Here is a 20,309-nt window from a genome sequence, read left to right as displayed (position 1 = left end):
AAAACGGGTGCAAGAAACGGTTTGCTATTGGTCAACCGCTTTCACTTTACCAAAACATATGATATTTTATTAACCAGATAGGTTAAGGTTTTTATATGGATATTGTTTTTTCTTCCAAAAAGCTCATGAAACAGCTCAGTGAAGCAAAGACCATGGAGAAGGCATTTGGTGATCGTCGCACGAAAAAGCTGAAGATCCTCATGACCCAATTGAGGGCTGCGCCCAGTCTGGCTGCCTTCGCACCGCCGTACAGTCCGCCTCACCGCTGTCATGAGCTGACAGGTAACCGGAAAGGCCAACTATCACTCGACCTTGATCATCCATACCGGCTGACCTTTATTCCCAACCATGACCCTTTTCCAATGCGATCTGAGGGAGGATTGGATTGGGCTCAGGTGACAGCTATTAAGATTAAAGGCGTGGAGGATACCCATGGGTAATCACCTGAACGAATACATCCCCGACTACGCGGTAACCCCGGGCGAAGTCCTTGAACACGAGCTCGAGATCCGGGGCATGACCCAGCAAGAGCTGGCCAATCGCACCGGCCTGACCCCCAAGCATCTCATTGCCATCTTGAAGGCCAAAGCCTCAATCACGCCAGATACGGCGATCAAGTTCGAGCGTGCGCTGGGCATGCCCTGTGATTATTGGCTTAATCTTGAAGCCAACTACCGGGAGGTCCTGGCACGGTTGGACGAAGAAGAGCAGTTGGCCGATGACCTGGACTGGCTGAAACGTGTGCCTGTCAGTGACATGGTCAAGTTAGGCTGGATCAAAAAATATAAAGACCAAAAAGCGCAGTTGGTCGAATTACTCAATTTCTTTGGCATTGCGGAAGTGAAGCAATGGCAGCAAATGTGGCCTAATTTGAGCATCGCTTATCGCCAACACAACAAACATGAAATTTTCCCGGAGTCTGTGTCAGCCTGGCTGCGACAGGGTGAACTGCAGGCTTCCGGGATTGTGTGTGAACCCTATGATAAAAGCCACTTTCGAACCGTATTGGAGCAGGTACGGTCGTTGACTACTGCAGACCCGGATCACTTTGTGCCCGAGTTGCAGCGCCTGTGTGCCGAGGCCGGTGTAGCCGTCGTTTTTGTTCCAGCCTTGCCCAAGACGGGTATCAGCGGTGCAACCCGGTGGCTCAATAAAGACAAGGCGCTGATTCAACTCAGCCTGCGATATAAGAGCGATGATCACCTGTGGTTTACGTTTTTTCATGAAGCGGGGCACATCTTACTGCATGGAAAGAGAGAAATGTTTCTGGAAGGAACCAATGGGCTGGATGCGGAGAAAGAGCAAGAAGCGAACCGTTTTGCCGAGGCTCAGTTGATACCGCCCAAGGCATTTATGGCCTTTATCGCGGAAGGCGTGTTCAGCAAGCAGCGTATCTGCGAATTTGCCGTGGATATGTCAATTTCACCGGGCATCGTAGTAGGCCAACTGCAACACCGTGGGCTGTTAGACATGAAGTTTTGTAATGATCTCAAGCGACGATTCAAGTGGGTACATGAGTAGAAGGCCGGACGTGAATGAGCGGTGGCGGCCCGATTCAAAGAACAGGCAAAGGCGGAAGGATTAAAGCTGGATGAGCTGACTCTGATGGATCAAAGTCGTCATTAACCTCGAAATCAGTGCCAGCTGATCGATCATTTTATTTGTTCAAATCGCCCTTTGGCAACATAGCGCCATGGTACGCGTAGTGCGGCCCCACCGACCAGAAGTTCAGATTGAGCCATAATTGATGGCCACCAACGGACGATCTGGTGTGCCTTTTCCCAATACGAAACGCTGCTCCAGTGTTTAGCCAGGCAGAACACGGTTAACCCTGACCGACGAAATGCCTGTTTTTCCAGATCGCTTTTTTTAAATTGATCCTGAGAGACTATAACCCAATCACCCTCGGTCTTGAGGGTACCGATCCATTCGATATCGGGTGTGTCACGGGAAAACTTTTCAGTCAAATGAACGACGGTATGGCCTTCGCTTGAAGATAGTTCATTGAGGGCTCTCGCGAGGGAAGGTGGTAAGTTATTGTCCAGTAAAAATTTCAAGCAACGGTCCTTTGCTCGAACTGAATAGCTGCCTCCACTTCAGCCAAGGGCACTTCGTAAATGGCGGCAACTCGACGCGCATGCTGCCCTTCAGCATGCCAGGCGGTGACGATAGCATCTACAGTCATTCCGCTGCCTGTGAGAATCGGCTTTCCAAAATTACGCATAGGATCCAGAACCACATTCTGGTTGCGGCTGAGAGGATACCAGCGTAGGGCTTTGCCGTTGTCGTATTCGATACCCCGGTAGAGTGAGGGTTTGATGACCTGTGTAAACGTATATTGTCTTTTTACCAGGTCCAACAGTGACTCATCACCGGTTTCCTCAAGGACGGTGGCAAAAATACTGCGCCCGTCGGTTTGAAAGCGCTTGCAGGTAAAGGGGTATGGCTGGTTGAACGTTTCCCGGGCGTAAGTGGAAGCCCTGCGGATAGCCTGTAGGCTGACACCGTGGCGGCGGAATGCATTCACAAAGCGAATTTCCAGCAAGTCATGAAAACTCAGGGCTTGTTCAAGCTCACCTTCCAATTGAGTGTGCCACAGGCCCTCATGGTGCTTTCCACCAGACGTATAGCCAAACAACCAGCGGCGGATCTGCGCTGCATCAATGCCTGTGTAAGCCGCCGCCTCGGCGGGCGTGTACAACCCAACTCCCAGAAGGCTTGACTCTAAGTCTTTGATATTTATGTGTTTTCCCACGAGCCACCTGTAAATGATGGTGTTACATAACTGAGCCTCTAAATACTAGCACACTGTGTCTTATGACTCAGTGTTAACGTTTGCTAGGCGGTAACAGAAAGAGAGAACTTGTTAGCCGTACGTCATGTCTGAGCCGCTACCGAGTGGGACCATTTTCGTGACGCCACGAAGATGGTCCTCAACCACTATTCCCGTGCCGGTGCAGGCAGCTATAGCCTTATTGATCACTGTGAGAAAATTCTCCCAACGGGCGTAGCCAAGTGGCTGCTGCAGGTCTCGGGCAAACCAGAACTCGATATCCGATTGCGAGGAGTCTGTCGAACTTAGGATGAATTGGCTGCGGAAGCGGGACGACGGCCCAAATGCCCGCAAATGTCGAGCACATAGGCCCACTATGCACACGAAATTTGCGAACATTTGATCTCGCCATCCCACTCCCTCGCTTCAATCCCCCTAAGTCCGACAGACTCCTAGTCCAGCCGTTGCAGCCGCTGGTTCAGGCTGTGATGCAGTTGCTTGTCCATTATTGAATCTCCCTGTTAGTGATTGCGGTGGTTATGCACTGACTTTCCTTGATCGTTTGGCGGGCTTTGCCTCAGCTCGCTCAGCTTTGATGCGCTCCAGTAAAGCCTCGGCACTGTTCTCGCCACTGATCAGGTCTGGGTTGTCCTTGCGCCACTGCTCGGTGAGTTCGCCCCGGAAGGCTTTGGCGAGGATGGACTGGGTGAGGTTGTTGACTCGGGCCAGGGCGTTGTTGACTTGTTGTTCGATGCGGTCGGCGTAGGCGAAGAGTTGGTCTACTTGGCGGACGATTTCGGTCTGCTCGCTAATAGTGGGTAAGGGTATAGGCAATGAATTGCAGGCGAGCTTATTAAGGTAATTGACAGTAGTTGAGGTTGACCTGGATTCGTAAAACCTTCGGTTTGCTCGAATGCAAAAAGATAAGTATTCAGATAAAATATTTTTATTAACTATAAAAGCATGGAGCTGTTGATTGATTACAGATGGCTCTTCAATAACTGCAGATAGCCCAAGGCGGCCCACGCAGGTCATCACAACATTACCTTCTGGAATAACTTTAGCTTTGTAGTCTTTGACTTCTTTTTCACTCAATCCGAGCTCTACATCGCGATAGTTGATGTAAATACTTTGTTCGTTAAAGTTAGGTGTTAAGAGCCAGTGATACCCACCGCTGAATGATTTCGGTTTGTCTCTATTTGGAACTATACAAGCGCAAATTTCACCTACTCTAACGAATGGCCAGCCCTCAATATGTTTAATTGCTAGTTCAAGCTCTCCATCACTGTATTTCGGGGCTCGATCTAACTTTTTTCCAAAGTTCCCGGTCGTTATTCCATCGTTAAATAACAAATCTGTAATTTTTTGAAGGTCCACTTGAGGAGGGCATGTTTGCTCTCGCCACTCCTCCGTCAACCGCCCACTAACCGCCGCAGCCAGCACGGACTGGCGAAAGCGTTTGAGGATTTGCGGAATGCGTTCGAGGCGGGCTTTGGTGTTTTCCACTTGGGCCAGAAGGATGTCGAGTTTGTCGGCGATGCCTTTTTGTTCAGCGAGGGGTGGTAGTGAGAAATCCAGCTCCTTTAAAGCCTCCAGTCTTATTCCCTTGACTGTGGTGCCTGTACCCATTTGCTCTATTGTTCGCGCAATCGACCGATACCAGTAAATCAGATAGTTCCGATTTAAATTGGAGGGTAGGAAGAGCGCTTTCAAATCCTGATTGATTGCCGAGTCGAAGTTAGCGACAACAATTTTCCCGAGGCTCATACGTGTTGCAATAATTGGCGTGCCTGCTGGTATAACATTAGTACTACTGTTATCCACCGCTTCTTGCGATATGTGATCGACTGTATCCAGGAGGACATGCTTGTTCATGTCCTTGACACTCATCCAAGGGATTTCGCCTCTGTAGTATTCAGGTTTGGCTTTGCTCGGGGTTCCACCGCCCACTATACGCTGAATTACTTCGTTTAATGGAACAGAGACCCACTGCTGTGGGATTAGCGCATCTACCATTATTTAACACCATCTAACAATTCACTCATCAATACCCGAGCCCCGTCAGCCTTTTCCCCAGCATCCAACTCCCGCATCAACCCATCCAGTTCTCCCAAAGCCTGCACCAAATCACTCATCGCTTCACCGGCCAACACACTCGGCTCCGGCAAGTTCGCCGCATCCACACTGTCGCTGTCTTTCAACCAGGCAATGTCCAGCGAGTCGCCTTTGTGCTCGGCAACCCACTCTCGCGAGAAACAACGCCAGCGGCTGTGAATCATTCGTTCGTCGACGCCCTGGTTTTCGTCGGTGGCTTTGGTGGCTTCCGGCAGTTCGATTTTGTCGGAATGGAAGCTCCATTCGCCTTCGGTGCGGCCGGTTGGATGGGCGGCTGTGGCTGTCTTCCCCTTTCCCCCAGAAGCGGCGAGGGGAGAGAAGACGGCTTCGAAAGGTTTTAGATGCGGCTGGCCGAAGGGAGTGCGCTTGCCAAAACTGGGCATGTTGGTGCGCAGATCGTAGACCCAGACGTTCTCGGTGCAGTTTTCTTCCTGATGCTTGTCTTTAGCGCTGCCTTTGGTGAAGAACAGCACGTTGGTTTTCACGCCCTGGGCGTAAAAGATGCCGGTGGGCAGGCGCAGAATGGTGTGCAGGTTGCACTTGTTCATTAGGTCGCGCCGTACCTCGGTGCCGACACCGGCTTCAAACAGAACGTTGTCTGGCAAGACCACGGCGGCGCGGCCACCGGGTTTCAGGTTGCGGTAGATGTGCTGCAGGAAGGCCAGTTGCTTGTTGCTGGTCTTGTAGGTCAGGTCGTCGCGGGTGATGCTGGCGTCGCCGCCCTTGCTGGTGCCAAAGGGCGGGTTGGCGAGAATGATGTCGGCCTTGCTCAGGTTCGCGCCTTGCTGGCCTAGGGCGTTGCCAAGGTGAATCACCCCTTCTTCGTCGCCTTCCATGCCGTGCAGCAGGCAGTTCATCAGCGCCAGGCGGCGGGTGCCGGGCACCAGTTCAATGCCGGTGTAGGCTTGGGTGGTCTGGAAGGTTTTGGCTTTGTCGGTGAGTGTGTACAGATCATCGGTCTGGCTTTTGATGTATTCGTGCGCGGCTATCAGAAAGCCGCCGGTGCCGGCGGCCGGGTCCTGTATGCGTTCGCCGGGCTGGGGTTTCAGGCACTGCACCATGGTGTTGATCAGGGCGCGGGGGGTGAAGTACTGCCCCGCGCCGGATTTGGTTTCGTTGGCGTTTTTTTCCAGCAGGCCTTCGTACAGGTCCCCCAGGCCGTCTTTCTGGGCGCTGAACCAGTCGATCTGATCGAGCGTTTTGATCATCTGTTCCAGATGGCGAGGTTCGCGCAGTCGGGTCTGGGCGTCGGCGTAGATCGCGCTGATCAAAGGGTCGTTATGCACTTCCGTGCCGTCGCCGTCTCTGCCGGTCGAGAGGCTGAGCAGTATGCGTTTGTAGTCGTTCAGCAGGTTGATGCCGGATTTGCCGTTCAGGTCGACCCAGCGGCAGCCTTCGGGCAAGGGGTGTTTTTTCAGGGTGCCGGCTTCGGTGTTCTCGTGCACCATTTTAATAAACAGTAGCAGGACCAGTTCGGTCACATAGTCCGAGTAGTTGATGCCGTCGTCGCGCAGCACGTCGCAGAGGTTCCAGAGCTTTTGGACGATGTCGTTGTTGGTCATGAGTCTCTCAGTAATTGGGTTGTTGAAGCCAAAAGGCATCGTTTTGCCAGGTAATAGGCAGGCCCATAGCTCGCAGGGGAATGTCAGGGAATTCCGCACAAAGCTCGAATAGTCGCTGTTTCCAACTGGCGTGTGGTGCACAGTGCAACATAAAGTGCTGCAATATGGGCAGAATCACGGCAATTCGAGTGTGCAGCGATCGGGTGTCGTCTCTAAGGTACGAGGGCCATGAAACTCGTGGGCTTTTGGGTGTTGCGGGTCTGATGCCCAGTTCCCGGTTCCACAAGCGGCTGTGGTGCGCGCAGATGTTGCGTACAACCGTTAACGTGTGCAGCCATGACTCTAACAGGGGCGCTTCGAGTGCCAGTGCTCTGGCTATGACTTTTTTGTCACTGTCGCGGCTCAGGTTTTTGTATAGATGCGAGAGTGTGCCGAGTGTGATTTCTTCCAGCATTGCCCAGTTAGGCATCAGCTCAGGTTCTGTATAGGTAAGGATGTAGTGGCGAGCATAGCTTTCTTTCTGGCGCCGTTGCTTGAGAGCCTGTTTGCGGTCGGGAGAGGCTCTCAGTTGTTCAATCCGTTTGCATTCCCGGTGATAGTCGCGCAACTGATGTTGTTGTTTTTCGCGGATTTCATCCAAGAGACGAGTCTGCTGGTGTTGATTTTTAAAATGTGCTGCCTGCAAATACCAGTGACTGCCATAGCTGGCTCCCATGTGGTTGCTGATTTGTGCTCGGGTCGCCACTTCCGCGCGTTCAATCGCGTCCATCACCAATAGTCGCAAACGGCGGTCAAAGTCATAGAGCTCGGCTAGTTGGCGAAAGCCTGTTCCGGGCACGAATTGGTGGTTGCTGTTTACCTGAAAGGGTCGCATATAAGGCGTAAGGCGAAAGAAACTGACCGATCGCAGAAATGCCTGCGCCCCGGTGCGATCGTTTATGGTAAGACCGCGCGCTTCCAGCAGGACGACTTGATCGTCTGGGGAGATGGCGGGTTTATTAAAGGTTGTCATCGCCCTATCTCAGTGGCGTACTGGCGAATGGCAGGCATAAAAAACCCGCGCGATTTGAGCGTAGTTGCAAGCAACCATAGGCTTGGCGGGTGTGTTACCGGAAACTATAGCGACCCTAAGGGCGTTAATCAAGCCAATGCCGCGAAGGAAACCTGTATAGAAAATGATGATTTTCAGGTATGTGTACATCAACATGTATAGATTTTCGCATTTTCTATACATGTCATGATTGCCCGGCATTTGGCCACAGTGCCTCATTCACTTCCTCCAGCACGGTATCCAGCTGCTCGCCCAGCACCTTGTCCATTTGCTTCGCGCCGCCGTCGTCGGCGAAGCGGTGGTTAACGAAAGCCCGGTCGATGATGACTTCGTGCACCAGTTGCTGGGCCAGCCGTTGCAGCCATTTGAGTTGATTGGGGGTCCAGCTGTGTTGGGTGTAAATGCGGTCCATGGCCTCGGCGACCCGTTGCTCGAAGGGTTTCAGGGCTTCACCCAGGGCGGCGCGGCGAATGTGGCCGACGATGCTGGCGGCGATGTCTTTGTTGGTCTGGTTGCGCACGGCGCTTTGCAGGTTGGCTTCCGAGTAGCCGTGGTTGTCGAGCAGAAGCCTGACTTCCTTGAGCTGCTCCCGGGTGAGGTCGCGGGGTTTGTTGACGACGACCGACAGCGCGGCGGACTGGTTGAGCTGGTCCCGAATGAACTGGTTAAAGCTGTCGAGGTAGTCTTCCGGGCGCTGATGAACACCGTAACTCTGGGTTCGATCCCGAATTTCATCCTTGTGCTGCGAGATCAGTGGCATGTAGTCGCTGCCGGCCAGGGCTTTTACATCTTCCAACTGGTTCAGTAGGCCACTGTGTTCGCGCATGAATTCCGAAGCCTGGCGCGGGCCGAGTTGGTGAAGGTGCTGGTGCAGGGATTTGGGTTCGACCCCCCAGAGCTCGTGAAGGTCGTCGAGCTTTTGCCGGAGCGCGGGTTTCGACTCGGCTTTGTTCTCGGCCTTGCGCAGCACTCGCATGAGTTTCTGGCTGAGCTGGCTGAGCACGACTTCGGCCTGGCTTTCGTCTGGTGTTTCTCCGGGGCTGTTAAGGGCCTTTTCCAGTTGCTCGTCGTCGGTGAGCTCGTTCACCAGTTGTTCCAGGGTGATGTTCGGGTCTTTTACCAGGGGTTTCATGGTGTTCACGTCTTGCAGGGCGGCGTAGATGTCGACCGGGTCGTAAATGCGGAAGACGGTTTTGCCTATCTCATCGCAACGGCGGGTGGCACGGCCGATCATTTGCTCATACAGAATGCGCGAGCGGATGCGGCGCATGAACACCAGGTGGCAGATGGGTGGTACGTCGATGCCGGTGGTGAGCAGATCAACGGTGATGGCGATGCTGGGGTAGCGCTCGTTCTTGTAGCGGCGAATCAGCTGGTTCACCTTGTCGCTCTGGCCGGTGATCTTGGCGACGGCCGCTTCGTTGTAGCTGCCGTTGTAGAGGGCTTTGAAAGCGTTGTCGAGCAGGCGTTTGACCATGTCGGCGTGCAGGTCGGTGGCGCAGAAGATCAGGGTCTTCTCGTCGCCGAAGGGGTCCAGTTCCTGCACCAGTTGTTCGCAAATTACCCGGTTGAAGTTCTCGTTGATGACTTTGCGATTGAAGGTATCGACCTCGAAGGTCAGTTCGTCTTCGAGCTCGGTGGTATCAATTTCGCCGGTTTTGGTGTTGATCACCTCGACGGGCTTGCCTTTCTCGAACTGAATGCCGTTTTGAGTGAGCAGGGTTTCATAGCGGATCGGCGGTTCGTGATCGATCAGCCAGTCGTCGGCCACGGCCTCCCGGTAGGAGTAGGTGTACACCGGTTTACCGAAGATATCGCTGGTGTGTTTGGCCGGGGTGGCGGTGAGGCCAATTTTGACCGCATCGAAATAGTCCAGCACGCGCCGGTAGCTGGAGATGTACTGGCTGGTGTCGCGCGTGGCCAGTTCGCCCTCGGTCATGTCCTGGTCAAGGGTATACCCCCGGTGGGCTTCGTCGATGATGATGCAGTCGAACTGGTCGATCGGCGGTGGTGCATCGCTCATGAAAATGCGCTTCACCATGGCCTGAACGGTGGCGACCTGCACCCGGGTTTCGGCTTCTGCGGCCATGTCGCCCAGTTCGGCGACGTTGTAAATGGTGCTCAGGGTGTGGCTTTGCTCAAGCGGTGCTTCGTTAAACGCATCGATGGCTTGCTGGCCCAGGGCCGTGCGGTCGACCAGAAACAGAATGCGCCGAAAGCGCTCGGCTTTCAGGAAGCGGTACATTAAACCGATGATGGTGCGGGTTTTCCCCGTGCCGGTCGCCATGGCCAGCAAGGCGGATCGAATGCCGTGAGACAGAGCATTTTCGGTGGCGATAATGGCATTTTGTTGATAATCGCGCAGTTTCAGGTAGCCAAAGGGCTCCTGTTTGAGGAGTTTTTCGGCGTTTTCCTTGTCGCGTTCCAGCAAATCGAGCAACCCACCCGGCGTATGGAATTGAGGCAGTGCTCTTCGGGTGTTGCTGGGCTCCCGAACATCCCGAAACCAGGTGCCGGATTGTTCGGCAAGCTGCGGCACATAAGGTCGACCGTTGCAGGAATACACGAACGGGACTAAGAAGTGGCCCTCTTCTTCGGCAGGCCAGGCGATGGTTCGACCGGTCAGTTCCCAGGCACCGAGCAGCGGCGGTGCCACTTTCAGGCCCTTGCTGTACCGTTCCGCCTGGTCGATTTTCCCGGCGACGTTGGCGTTTTCCTTCTTGGCTTCAACCACGGCGATGGGCACCAGCCCGGCAAAGAGCAGGTAGTCTGCCCGGCCTTTGTTGCCCTGACTCCCGGTGGGCCATTCGGCGATGGCCCGGTAGGTGCCTTTTTCAGGGCGTCCGCCCCTCCGGTAAGTGAGTTCCTGGCTGTCGGCCTCCCAGCCTGCTTCGACGAGTTGCTGGTCGATCAGTAACCGGGTGAGTTCTTCATTCAGCACCAGCGTATCGCTGGCCGCTTGGGTCTGTTGCGCGACCTGTTGACGGTGTTTTTTGACCGTCGCTTCACTCTGGCTATTCAGTTGCGTTTGGAGCGCCTTAATCGTTTGCTCATACTGGCTTTGCTGCTGTGTCAGGGCTTGCTCATGGTTGCGGGCCTGTTCCGCCAGCGCGCGGGATTCCTGATCCATGGCGTGGGCCAGGGCTTCGAATTCGTCTTTTTCCCGTGCGACCAGTTCGCTTAGCTGCTGGCTGCTGTCCAGTTCTGTGTTGGCCTGTTGCAGTTCGTGGCGCAGCTTTTCGATGTCGTTATGCAGTTGCCGCAACTCGGCGCTGGGGTCGGCCGGTGAGACAAAAGGCCCGGGCTTGAAGTGAGTGCCTGCTTTGCCAAAAGAGCGATGAAACCAGATGGCCAGCTCGCGCGCGAGCTTTAGCCCGTCCATCGCTTCTTTGTGGCGGGTGCGAAACTGATGGGTCGCTTTGTTGCCTTCAATGCGCAGGGTGTGGAACAGCTCTTTGACCTGCGGTTCCAGCCGCAGCTCACGGTTCAGGCGGTAGAGCAGGTCGGATTGGGAGGTCTGGTCGTCAAATTCGAGGCCAGCTTGCGCCGCCAGATGCTGGGCCATTGCTTCGCCGAGCTGTCGTAACTTGATCAGGGAGGTGTTGGGGTCACTTGAGAACGCACGTTCGGCGGCCTGCCCCAGTTCAGCGAACAGGGGGTCATGCTCTGCCAGGAAACCAAAATTGGGTGATTCGGGCGACGTTACTGCGTTCAAACTGACCTCCGTGAAACGACCTGTCCCGGGTGATGGCATCATCCAATTGATGAATACCCGGCTCCATCCGACTGTTTAACAGCCTACCACGGTCTGTCCCGGAAGCCAGACTCCCTCGCTTCAATCCCCCTAAGTCCGGCAGACTCCCAGGGTTCGCCCCACCCTTAAAAACAGCCTATAATGCCCGGCCTGACGTAAGCCCCCACCCGACAAGGCATGTAATTGATGAGCGCACCCTCCTCTTCCCAGACTCCAGCAACCAACGCACCGACTTCCGGCAAGCGCACCGTCGCCCCCGGCACGCTCTATATGATTTCGGCGCCCTCGGGAGCGGGTAAGAGCAGCCTGGTAAATGCGCTGATCAAGCGGTTGCCCTTTGTGTATCTGTCGATCTCACACACCACCCGGCCGATGCGCCCTGGTGAGGAAGATGGCCAGCACTACCATTTTGTGACGGCAGAGACCTTTCTGGCGAGTGTGGAGCGGGGTGAGTTTCTGGAACACGCCCAGGTGTTCGACAACTATTACGGCACCAGCCAGGTCTGGGTGCAGAGCCAGCTGGATCAGGGTCACGATGTGATTCTGGAAATCGACTGGCAGGGTGCCCAGCAGATACGCCGGCAAATGCCGGATACCAAAGGGATTTTCATATTGCCGCCGTCGCGCGAAGCATTGCAGGAACGGCTGGAAAAGCGCGCCCAGGACAGCGCAGACGTGATCGCCCGGCGCATGAAAGACGCCACCAGCGAGATGTCGCATTTCCACGAGTACGACTTTGTCGTGGTTAATGACGACTTCTACAAGTCCCTCGACGAGCTCTGCGCCATCTTCATCGCTAACCGGATGACGCTGTCGAAACAGCAGCAAACCCATGGTGAGTTGTTTATAGAGCTGCTGAACCCTTGAGCTTTTGCTCAATCCGCGTACAATCCCGCGTCCGTAATGGCTATAACACCCGTAGGAGACCTTGATGGCTCGAGTCACTGTTGAAGATTGCCTGGAAAATGTGGCAAATCGTTTTGAACTGATCATGGTCGCCAGCAAGCGTGCCCGCCAGATTGCCAACGACGGCGCTGAGCCTCTGGTACCGATCGAGAACGACAAACCGACGGTTATTGCGCTGCGTGAAATCGCCGGGAAAAAGATTACACCGTCGATTCTTGAAGAGCTCGAAGAGTGATCTGAAGTCGTAATACAGTTGATCTACTCTGTCGATAATAAAAAAACCGGGCTCTGACCCGGTTTTTTTATTGCTGTGTTCCGGGCTTTCATTACACTCAATGTAGCCGGGGCCTCTAAAACTGCGCCTCTACCACTGTTATCGGACGATCCAGCCTTGCCCACCGTCGACGCGCTGACCAAGCGGCTCGAATCTTACCTGGCACCGGAAAAGGTGCGCCGGGTGAAACGCGCTTATTATTACGCCGAGCAAGCCCACGAAGGGCAGATGCGGCGCAGTGGTGAACGCTACATTACCCACCCGCTGGCGGTGGCGAACATCCTCTCTGAAATGCACATGGATCATCAAAGCCTGATGGCCGCCATGCTTCACGACGTTATCGAAGATACCGCCGTCACCAAGGAAGCGCTGAGCGAGCAATTCGGCCCGGGCGTGGCTGAACTGGTTGATGGGGTTTCCAAGCTGACCCACCTGGAATTCGAGACCAAGAAAGAAGAGCAGGCGGAGAACTTCCAGAAAATGGTGCTGGCGATGTCCAAGGACATTCGCGTGATTCTGGTCAAGCTGGCCGACCGGTTACATAACATGCGCACTCTGGGGGCCATGCCACCGGAGAAAAAACGGCGCAAGGCGCGCGAAACGCTCGATATTTACGCACCCATTGCGCTGCGCCTGGGCATCAATGATTTGCGCATCGAGCTGGAAAACCTGGCGTTTGAATCGCTGTATCCGCTGCGCTCGAAGCGTATCGCCAAGGCGATTCGCCAAAGTCGCGGTCACCGCAAGGAATTACTGGTGCAGATCCGCCAGGCATTGCAGGAGCGGATTCAGCACGAAGCGCTGTCGGTGCAGGTCGTCGGTCGGGAAAAGCACTTGTTTTCGATCTACAGCAAAATGCGTGACCAGAGAAAGACGTTGCAGGAAATCCTCGATGTCTATGGATTCCGCATTATTACCGACTCGGTTGACGCCTGTTACCGGGTACTGGGCATTGTGCATAACTTCTACAAGCCGGTGCCGAATCGTTTCAAGGACTACATTGCCATTCCCAAGGCCAATGGCTATCAGAGTCTGCACACCACCCTGATCGGCATGAACGGGGTGCCGATCGAGATCCAGATCCGCACCCAGGAAATGGAAGATATGGCCAATCACGGCATCGCCGCACACTGGCTGTACAAGAACGACGACTCCTCCGAGTCGAGCCCGACCCATGCCCGCGCCCGTCGCTGGGTTAAGGGGTTGCTGGAAATGCAGGAGCGGGCCGGCAACCCGGTCGAGTTTATCGAGAACGTGAAAATCGATCTGTTCCCAGACGAAATTTACGTCTTTACCCCCAAGGGTAAAATCCTGGAAATGCCCAAGGGTGCTACGGCGGTGGACTTCGCCTACGCCGTGCATACCGACATTGGTAACAGCTGTGTCGGCTGCCTGATCAACCGTCAAATTGCGCCGTTGAGCCAGCCGCTGGAAAGCGGCGATACCATCAAGGTGATCACCGCCCCCGGTGCCCGGCCCAACCCGGCCTGGGTCAATTTCGTGATCACGGCCAAGGCGCGCTCGAATATCCGCCATTTCCTGAAGAATCTGAAGCAAGCCGACTCCATCGCTCTGGGTCGTAAACTGCTGAACAATTCTCTGAAGAATTTCGATACCGAACTTGATGCGCTGTCCGCAGAGACCCAGGCCACCTTGCTGCATGAATACGGCCTCGAAAAAATAGATAGCCTGCTCGAAGACATCGGCCTGGGTAACCGGGTGGCCTACGTGGTGGCACGGCGCATGCTGAGCCGTGAAGCGCCGCTGGAGGGCAGCGAAAGTCACGACAAGGCGATGACCGTCAAGGGTACCGAAGGCTTGCTGATCAGTTACGGCAAGTGTTGCCGGCCGATTCCCGGCGACCCCATCGTCGGTGTCATCAGCAAAGGCAAGGGCATGGTGATTCACCTCGACAACTGCCGTAACATTCTCGAGATGCGCAAAGACCCGGATCGCTGTGTGCACCTGCGCTGGGAAAAGTCGATGGAGGGCGAGTTCGTGGTCGACCTGCGGGTCGAGATGCGCAACGCCCGGGGCGTGCTGGCCAGCGTTGCCAACGCAGTCTCACAGGCCGACGCCAATATCGAGAGCATCGAAATGCAGGAACGCGATGCTACCATTAGCCGGTTGAATCTCACCATATCGGTGGCTAGCCGGCAGCATCTGGCGAGGGTAATTCGCCGCCTGCACAGTCTCAAACCGGTGGGTCGTATCGAGCGCGTACAAAGCTAATTGGTCAATCCTCACCAACCCTAGGGTTGCTCATAATTATCAGGAACACTCATGTCAGTAATGCCCGAAAACGAAAGCTGGTTCACCGAAGTCTGGTCACCGGAAGGCTCGGCCTTCTCGCTGGAAGTGACTGCCAAATTGCATGAAGAGCAAAGCGCTTTTCAGCACATTGAAATCTATCAGACCCGGCACTGGGGCAAGCTGATGGTGCTCGACGGTTGTTATATGGTGACCGATAAAGACAACTTCCTGTATCACGAGATGATGACGCACCCGGCGCTGTTTACCCATCCGGATCCGAAAAAAGTCCTGGTCATCGGCGGTGGAGATTGCGGTACGTTGCGCGAAGTCTTGCGCCACCCGGGGCTTGAGCAAGTCTGGCAGGTAGAAATTGATGAACGGGTGACCCGGCTTTCGGAAATTCATTTTCCGGAGTTGTGCGACGCCAATGGTGACCCAAGAGCCAGCCTGCTGTTTGAGGACGGCATCGCCTGGATCAAAAACTGCAAGCCGGGTGATCTGGATCTGATCATCGTCGACTCGACCGACCCGGTCGGTCCGGCTGCTGGCTTGTTTAATCGTGAATTTTTCGGCCATTGTCTGCGCGCCTTGGGTGACGATGGTTTGCTGGTGCAGCAAAGCGAAAGCCCGCTGTTTCATACCGACAACCTGATCGCGGAGATGATCGGTGAAATGCGTGCCGCCGGGTTTGAATCGCACCACACGCTGCCATTCCCCCAACCGATTTACCCTTCTGGCTGGTGGAGCTGTACGCTGGCGAGTAAAGGGCTAACCGTGACGAACTTCCGCGAACAGGACGCCCGCGACAAAGCGTTCGCCACCCGCTATTACAATGCTGATATTCACCGTGGAGCGCTGGCGGTGCCAGAATTCATGAAAACATTGTACCGGTAGCGCATTCATGATTGGTATCGGTCAGGTAACAGGCGCCCGGTGGCTAGCTTTTTTATTGAAGCCTGCCAGTTGGACGGGGGTCTTGCTGGTATGGGCCCTGGCTGCGCAGGCCGAAACGGTGCGGGTGGCGTCTTTCAACATTCACTACACCACGCCGAATCAGGATGACATCGTCTGGGATGAGCGGCGCGACGCCGTAGCTCAGGTCCTCGGTGAGATGCAGGCTGACATTATCGCTTTTCAGGAAATGGAGACCTTTGTCGGCGGGCACTTCAATACTGACAATATTCAGCTCGACTGGGTGTTGGAGCATTACCCGGAATACAGCGTCGGCGCCTACGGCGACCCCTCCGAATTCCCGATCACCCAGCCCATCATCTTCCGAACCGAGCGTTTTATATTGCGTGATCAGGGCTGGTTTTTTTACTCCGAAACACCGAATGAAATCTACAGCCGAACCTTCAACGATTCCTACCCGGCGTTCACCACCTGGGTTGATCTGGAACATCGCGACAGTGGTGAACGCCTGGTCGTGGTCAACAACCATTTCGATTTTGGCAGTGGTCGCAACCGAAGGCTGTCGGCTGCACTGGTGGCAGATCGGATTGCGCCCTGGCTGGAAGCTGGCGTGCCCACCGTTGTGCTTGGTGATTTCAACGCGCCCTCGTTCTGGTCGCCCATGGGGTTTCTGAAAAAGCAGGGGCTCGACCTGGTGCGCCCGGCGGGAAGCACCTTTCACTTTAACCGGGGCTGGAACCTGATTCCGGCGATCGACCACATTCTGGTCACCCCGGCGTTAACCCCGGTTGGCCGGCTGCAGCGTTTTGATGACGCCTATCAAGGTATTTACCCCAGCGATCATTACCCTGTTCTGGTGGAACTGTCATGGACCGGTAAACCGTAACCCGACAAACTCCCGGTTTCGTCTGAAATACCGTTAGAATGAAGCCGCTTTGGAACGCATTAGAACACCCGCTTTGGATGATTAAGGATCTGAGATGTTGAATCAACTGCACCGCCTGGTGCTCTCCCCCTGGTACTGGCTGGCCATTGTGCTGGTGGGCCTGGGCCTGGAAGGCGTTGCCCTGTTTTATCAGCATGTGCTCGGCGAGCCACCCTGCGTATTGTGCATTCATGCCCGGGTATGGACGCTGGGAGGCATCATTGCTGGCAGCGTCGGCCTCATTCTACACCGCCTGCATTGGGCACGCCTGGTAGCACAACTGGGTGTTGTGATCAGCATTGCAGGCTTAATGGAGCGCAGTTATCGCGCCATGCAGGTGGAGCGTGGCACCTACGAGGGCGTGTGTGGCTTCGACCCGGGTTTTCCGAGCTGGATGCCACTCGATGTCTGGTTCCCCAACGTGTTCGAAGTCTGGACAATGTGTGGCTACTCGCCGAACTTTATTCTCGGACTGACCATGGTCGAAGGCCTGACTTACGGAAGTGGCGTCCTGCTGGCAATAGCATTAGTGGCCCTGGTTGTTTTAATGCGTCGGCGTCGATAGCAACCCGGGTCAGGAGCGCAGGAACCAAAAAAGGGGCGCGAATGCGACTCTTGCATCGGACTGATGTAACTGATGTAGAGGTTGGCGCAAATAGTGTCTATTCTGTGGTAAGGCATATGGACTTTGAGCCCTCATGACAGACAAACTCGAAAACAAGACCGCGACTTTCGAATCCCTGCAACTGTTGCCCGGACAACCGTTGCAACTGGAGATCGACGACTACACCTCCGAGCGTGACGGCAGCCTACTGGTCGGTTACCGGCCCGGTAAATCCGTGATCGTGACCACGCCGCTGGCGCATGGTCACCCGATTTCCGTCAAACTCGATACCAACCTGAACGTCCGGTTGTTCGCCAATAAAATCAACGGCGCCTGCGCCTTTCGCACACACGTTATTCACGTGTCGGTGGCACCCTTTCCGCATTTGCATCTGGCGATGCCCAACCAACTGTTCCTCGGCGAGGTGCGCAAGGCGGTGCGTGCCAAGGTCAGTGTACATGCGACTCTGGTGTACCAGGGCGAGCGCAATAGCGCGGAAATCATCGACCTCAGTACCGGTGGCGGTCGATTGCGCGCGCGAGTTCAGGCCATTGATGCCGGTGAAATCATTACCCTGATCACCAAACTCGATCTGGGCACAGTCGAAAAGGTAGTGCGGTTGCAGGGCGTTGTTCGTTCATTCGTCCTCGATAGCGAAAAAGGCACCAGCACCATCGGCCTGCAGTGGCAAAAGCTCGAGGAAAATGACGCCATAGCGTTGCAGGCTTACGTATTGATGAGGCTACATGACAACCCCCACTGATCCGGTCATCCTGCGCCCACGTGCACAGGATCTTATGGGCTTGCCAATTCGCCGGGTTCTGCCTCAGGCGGCAGCACGCCAGTGCGGCCCCTTTGTGTTTCTCGACCATATGGGCCCCCATACATTGCCCGAAGGCCAGGGCGTTGACGTCCCACCCCACCCGCACATCGGTCTGGCTACGGTTACCTGGCTGTTTTCAGGAAAGCTGGTGCACAAGGATTCACTCGGCAGCGACCAGATAATAGCGCCGGGGGATTTGAACTGGATGACGGCTGGCCGTGGTATCGCTCATTCGGAGCGCAGCCCGGATGCCGAGCGCCAGACCGACAGCCCGATCGAGGGTTTGCAGTTTTGGGTTGCCCAGCCCGAAACCACCGAAACCGGGGCGCCCCGCTTTGAACACGTAGCGGACAAAGACTTACCCCACTGGCACGAAGCCGGTGCCGACTGGACATTAGTGGCGGGTGAATGGCAAATACACCGGGCGCCAGCCAAGGTGGATTCACCCCTTGTATTGCTCGACAGTCGCAGCCAACAGGCTGGCCAGATCATGATAAAAAAACCAACGACAACCTGGCAGTGGGGTCTGTATCTGCTGAAGGGTGATCTCCGCGTTCAGCAACAACCCCTAGAGCGGCATCATTTGCTGGTAACCGGTGACACTCTGGCGATTGACTGGAAGGCTGGCGCTCACTTTGTTGTGTTCGGCGGCGAACCCCTGGGTCCGCGTCGGATGGACTGGAATTTTGTAGCATCAGCCCCCGCCTTGATCGACGATGCCCGACAGCGCTGGCAAAATTATCAGTTCGACCCGGTTCCCGGCGACGATGGGTACGTGCCCTATCCGACCAGGAAGTAAGGGTGTTCAGGCAGGCTGTCGAACCCGGCGTGTGATCACTGTAAGGGAGAAGACAATCCCGGTTGTGCGCTTTACACTGAGAACAAAGGGGCGCTGGGTTTCAATTCAGTGATACCCATCACCGCCCATGCCGGACTGCAGGGAGATTCATCATGAAGCCGTTAAGCGTATGTCGAACAGGGCTGCTCAGTGTAGCCTTGCTCAGTGCCACCCCCTGGGCCGTTGCCCTCGAGCCCGTCACTGCCGACTGGCTTTACCTGACCGGCAATGGGAGTTGGGTAGCCCGCTCTGTAACCCTGCGCCAGGACGAAACACCACTGCCGTTGCCGATAGATCAGCTGTCATCAGGAACCTTCTGGTGGTCGGCGGCGGACCCCGATTTGCGGGTGTCCTGGCGATCGGCCGATACCGTGTCCTGGGTTAGTGAAGGGTCGCTGGTGCAGGTCACTGGCTGGCCTGGCTCCTGGACGGTGGTCAGCCTCAGCGATGATGTACTGATTCTGTCACAGGCTGGTGTTCGTCGATCATTACCAAAATCGGCCTGGGACAGGCTCAGCTGGGTTGTTGGCCAGAACCAGGAAGAAAGCCTGTCGTTGCACGTACATCAGCCCGATGATCGCACCAATGACCTGGCTTATGCCTGGTTTGATGACCTGGTCTCTGCGGAAATCCGTTACAGCCTTGATTACCGGGCCGAGACGCCGGTATTGATGCAACAACTGGTGGTCCACAATGACGCTGTTTACGACCTGGTTGCACCCGGTTACAGCTATGCCCAGAGTCGCGAGCAACCGGTCATGATGATGGCCCGCGACGCCATGGCCGCCTCGACCGCCGAACGTGCTGATATCGGACGCCCGCAGGCAGGAGACAGCAGTGGCCAGGCGACACTGAGTTCAGATCAAACGATCAGGATGCCAGCCAACAGCCATGCCTGGATACCAGTCGACCAGGTGGCCCTGAACCGTATTGATCACCAGTATCGCTTCAACTGGTCAACGCGCCAGCAAGACAGCCTGCCCGGACAGTGGCATATGACACTCAGTGCCGACGAGGCCCTGCCGGGCATTGCCGGGCCGCTGCAGGTCGCCGTCTGGGATCAGCAGGTAGCGCTGCTGGAAACTCACTATCAGCCCGAGCAGGAAACCCAGACCACCCTGTCGCTGGGCTCGTCCGATATGGTGACGCTGGGAACGGAGTCGCTGGGCGGACAGCAATGGGAGCTCATTGTCACCAACCGCAACAGCTTTGAGGTTGAAGCCGTCCTGGATCTTTCCCACTGGGATCAGGATCGCAATGACCAGGCGGGCATCAGTCTGCCAGTACCCGCCAACAGCAGCGTGCGACTGCAGGTCAGGTTGGGCAGCAATCAATTGACGGTACGTCCGCTGTAGCTGTATTCGGTGATGCAGAAAGAGGCTGAGGTAACACAGAGCGTTAGCTGAAAAGCGGGGCGGTGGGTACCACCGGCTTGGAGCCAGGCAGTAGCCAGCCCAACCGCCCTCATACAGGGGTAATCCCCCATCACAGGTGAAGCCCGGTTCACTCCGATGCTTCA

The 20,309-nt window shown here is 55.5% G+C and carries 17 protein-coding genes; 11 read left to right on the top strand and 6 right to left on the bottom strand.

What is annotated here, in order from left to right:
- Positions 1–95: 95 nt before the first annotated feature.
- Both WEB54_RS01695 and WEB54_RS01690 read left to right on the top strand, forming a co-directional pair.
- Entirely contained in the window at positions 96–440 is a 345-nt protein-coding gene (locus tag WEB54_RS01695; protein WP_368052918.1) for a type II toxin-antitoxin system RelE/ParE family toxin, read from the top strand.
- Positions 433–1,521, top strand: a complete 1,089-nt coding sequence (locus WEB54_RS01690; RefSeq protein WP_368052917.1) for a HigA family addiction module antitoxin — start codon at positions 433–435, stop codon at positions 1,519–1,521. The genes WEB54_RS01695 and WEB54_RS01690 overlap by 8 nt, the downstream gene beginning before the upstream one ends.
- A 131-nt stretch (positions 1,522–1,652) precedes the next feature.
- Here WEB54_RS01690 and WEB54_RS01685 read toward each other — a convergent pair whose 3' ends face one another.
- The 6 genes from WEB54_RS01685 to hsdR all read right to left on the bottom strand — a co-directional run bounded on the left by WEB54_RS01685 (position 1,653) and on the right by hsdR (position 11,216).
- Complete coding sequence (locus tag WEB54_RS01685) at positions 1,653–2,057, bottom strand: DUF5615 family PIN-like protein (RefSeq protein WP_368052916.1); 405 nt, start codon at positions 2,055–2,057, stop codon at positions 1,653–1,655.
- Complete coding sequence (locus WEB54_RS01680) at positions 2,054–2,701, bottom strand: DUF433 domain-containing protein (RefSeq protein WP_368052915.1); 648 nt, start codon at positions 2,699–2,701, stop codon at positions 2,054–2,056. Before WEB54_RS01680 ends, WEB54_RS01685 begins: the two co-directional genes overlap by 4 nt.
- A gap of 609 nt (positions 2,702–3,310) precedes the next feature.
- Positions 3,311–4,789 (bottom strand): restriction endonuclease subunit S, encoded by a 1,479-nt coding sequence (locus tag WEB54_RS01675; protein ID WP_368052914.1) that lies wholly within the window; start codon positions 4,787–4,789, stop codon positions 3,311–3,313.
- The gene (locus WEB54_RS01670) at positions 4,789–6,450 is read right to left on the bottom strand and encodes an N-6 DNA methylase (RefSeq protein WP_368052913.1); all 1,662 of its coding nucleotides are present in this window, start codon (positions 6,448–6,450) and stop codon (positions 4,789–4,791) included. Before WEB54_RS01670 ends, WEB54_RS01675 begins: the two co-directional genes overlap by 1 nt.
- A gap of 7 nt (positions 6,451–6,457) precedes the next feature.
- Positions 6,458–7,462 (bottom strand): Abi family protein, encoded by a 1,005-nt coding sequence (locus WEB54_RS01665; RefSeq protein WP_368052912.1) that lies wholly within the window; start codon positions 7,460–7,462, stop codon positions 6,458–6,460.
- Between the two features lie 223 nt (positions 7,463–7,685).
- Complete coding sequence (hsdR, locus tag WEB54_RS01660; RefSeq protein ID WP_368052911.1) at positions 7,686–11,216, bottom strand: type I restriction-modification system endonuclease; 3,531 nt, start codon at positions 11,214–11,216, stop codon at positions 7,686–7,688.
- Between the two features lie 225 nt (positions 11,217–11,441).
- Between hsdR and gmk the strand changes: the two genes are divergently transcribed.
- The 9 genes from gmk (at position 11,442) to WEB54_RS01615 (ending at position 20,145) form a co-directional block, all read left to right on the top strand.
- Positions 11,442–12,122, top strand: a complete 681-nt coding sequence (gene gmk, locus WEB54_RS01655; RefSeq protein ID WP_368052910.1) for a guanylate kinase — start codon at positions 11,442–11,444, stop codon at positions 12,120–12,122.
- 64 nt (positions 12,123–12,186) lie between these two features.
- A complete protein-coding gene (gene rpoZ / locus WEB54_RS01650; protein ID WP_368052909.1) occupies positions 12,187–12,396 on the top strand; it encodes a DNA-directed RNA polymerase subunit omega in 210 nt (69 codons plus the stop codon).
- Between the two features lie 156 nt (positions 12,397–12,552).
- Complete coding sequence (spoT, locus tag WEB54_RS01645) at positions 12,553–14,667, top strand: bifunctional GTP diphosphokinase/guanosine-3',5'-bis pyrophosphate 3'-pyrophosphohydrolase (protein WP_368052908.1); 2,115 nt, start codon at positions 12,553–12,555, stop codon at positions 14,665–14,667.
- Positions 14,668–14,718: 51 nt separating this feature from the next.
- Positions 14,719–15,582: a polyamine aminopropyltransferase gene (gene speE / locus WEB54_RS01640; protein ID WP_368052907.1), complete on the top strand. Its 864-nt coding sequence runs from the start codon at positions 14,719–14,721 to the stop codon at positions 15,580–15,582.
- Between the two features lie 82 nt (positions 15,583–15,664).
- Positions 15,665–16,486: an endonuclease/exonuclease/phosphatase family protein gene (locus WEB54_RS01635; RefSeq protein WP_368052906.1), complete on the top strand. Its 822-nt coding sequence runs from the start codon at positions 15,665–15,667 to the stop codon at positions 16,484–16,486.
- 94 nt (positions 16,487–16,580) lie between these two features.
- Complete coding sequence (locus tag WEB54_RS01630; protein ID WP_368052905.1) at positions 16,581–17,090, top strand: disulfide bond formation protein B; 510 nt, start codon at positions 16,581–16,583, stop codon at positions 17,088–17,090.
- A gap of 133 nt (positions 17,091–17,223) precedes the next feature.
- Entirely contained in the window at positions 17,224–17,892 is a 669-nt protein-coding gene (locus WEB54_RS01625; RefSeq protein WP_368052904.1) for a flagellar brake protein, read from the top strand.
- The gene (locus WEB54_RS01620; protein ID WP_368052903.1) at positions 17,876–18,751 is read left to right on the top strand and encodes a pirin family protein; all 876 of its coding nucleotides are present in this window, start codon (positions 17,876–17,878) and stop codon (positions 18,749–18,751) included. The genes WEB54_RS01625 and WEB54_RS01620 overlap by 17 nt, the downstream gene beginning before the upstream one ends.
- A gap of 152 nt (positions 18,752–18,903) precedes the next feature.
- Positions 18,904–20,145: a hypothetical protein gene (locus WEB54_RS01615; RefSeq protein ID WP_368052902.1), complete on the top strand. Its 1,242-nt coding sequence runs from the start codon at positions 18,904–18,906 to the stop codon at positions 20,143–20,145.
- Positions 20,146–20,309 lie beyond the last annotated feature (164 nt).

Origin of the sequence: Saccharospirillum sp. (assembly GCF_040881935.1) — a bacterium.
Lineage (GTDB): Bacteria > Pseudomonadota > Gammaproteobacteria > Pseudomonadales > Natronospirillaceae > Saccharospirillum.
The sequence above is the reverse complement of the archived record's forward strand: the minus strand, read 5'-3'. Positions and strand labels throughout refer to the sequence as shown.

Coding starts and splice junctions, on each gene's coding strand:
- gmk (WP_368052910.1), top strand. CDS start 11,442: ATGAGCGCACCCTCCTCTTCCCAGACTCCAGCAACCAACGCACCGACT.
- WEB54_RS01630 (WP_368052905.1), top strand. CDS start 16,581: ATGTTGAATCAACTGCACCGCCTGGTGCTCTCCCCCTGGTACTGGCTG.
- WEB54_RS01665 (WP_368052912.1), bottom strand. CDS start 7,462: ATGACAACCTTTAATAAACCCGCCATCTCCCCAGACGATCAAGTCGTC.
- WEB54_RS01675 (WP_368052914.1), bottom strand. CDS start 4,789: ATGGTAGATGCGCTAATCCCACAGCAGTGGGTCTCTGTTCCATTAAAC.
- WEB54_RS01695 (WP_368052918.1), top strand. CDS start 96: ATGGATATTGTTTTTTCTTCCAAAAAGCTCATGAAACAGCTCAGTGAA.
- WEB54_RS01625 (WP_368052904.1), top strand. CDS start 17,224: ATGACAGACAAACTCGAAAACAAGACCGCGACTTTCGAATCCCTGCAA.
- WEB54_RS01670 (WP_368052913.1), bottom strand. CDS start 6,450: ATGACCAACAACGACATCGTCCAAAAGCTCTGGAACCTCTGCGACGTG.
- WEB54_RS01620 (WP_368052903.1), top strand. CDS start 17,876: ATGACAACCCCCACTGATCCGGTCATCCTGCGCCCACGTGCACAGGAT.
- speE (WP_368052907.1), top strand. CDS start 14,719: ATGTCAGTAATGCCCGAAAACGAAAGCTGGTTCACCGAAGTCTGGTCA.
- WEB54_RS01690 (WP_368052917.1), top strand. CDS start 433: ATGGGTAATCACCTGAACGAATACATCCCCGACTACGCGGTAACCCCG.
- rpoZ (WP_368052909.1), top strand. CDS start 12,187: ATGGCTCGAGTCACTGTTGAAGATTGCCTGGAAAATGTGGCAAATCGT.
- WEB54_RS01615 (WP_368052902.1), top strand. CDS start 18,904: ATGAAGCCGTTAAGCGTATGTCGAACAGGGCTGCTCAGTGTAGCCTTG.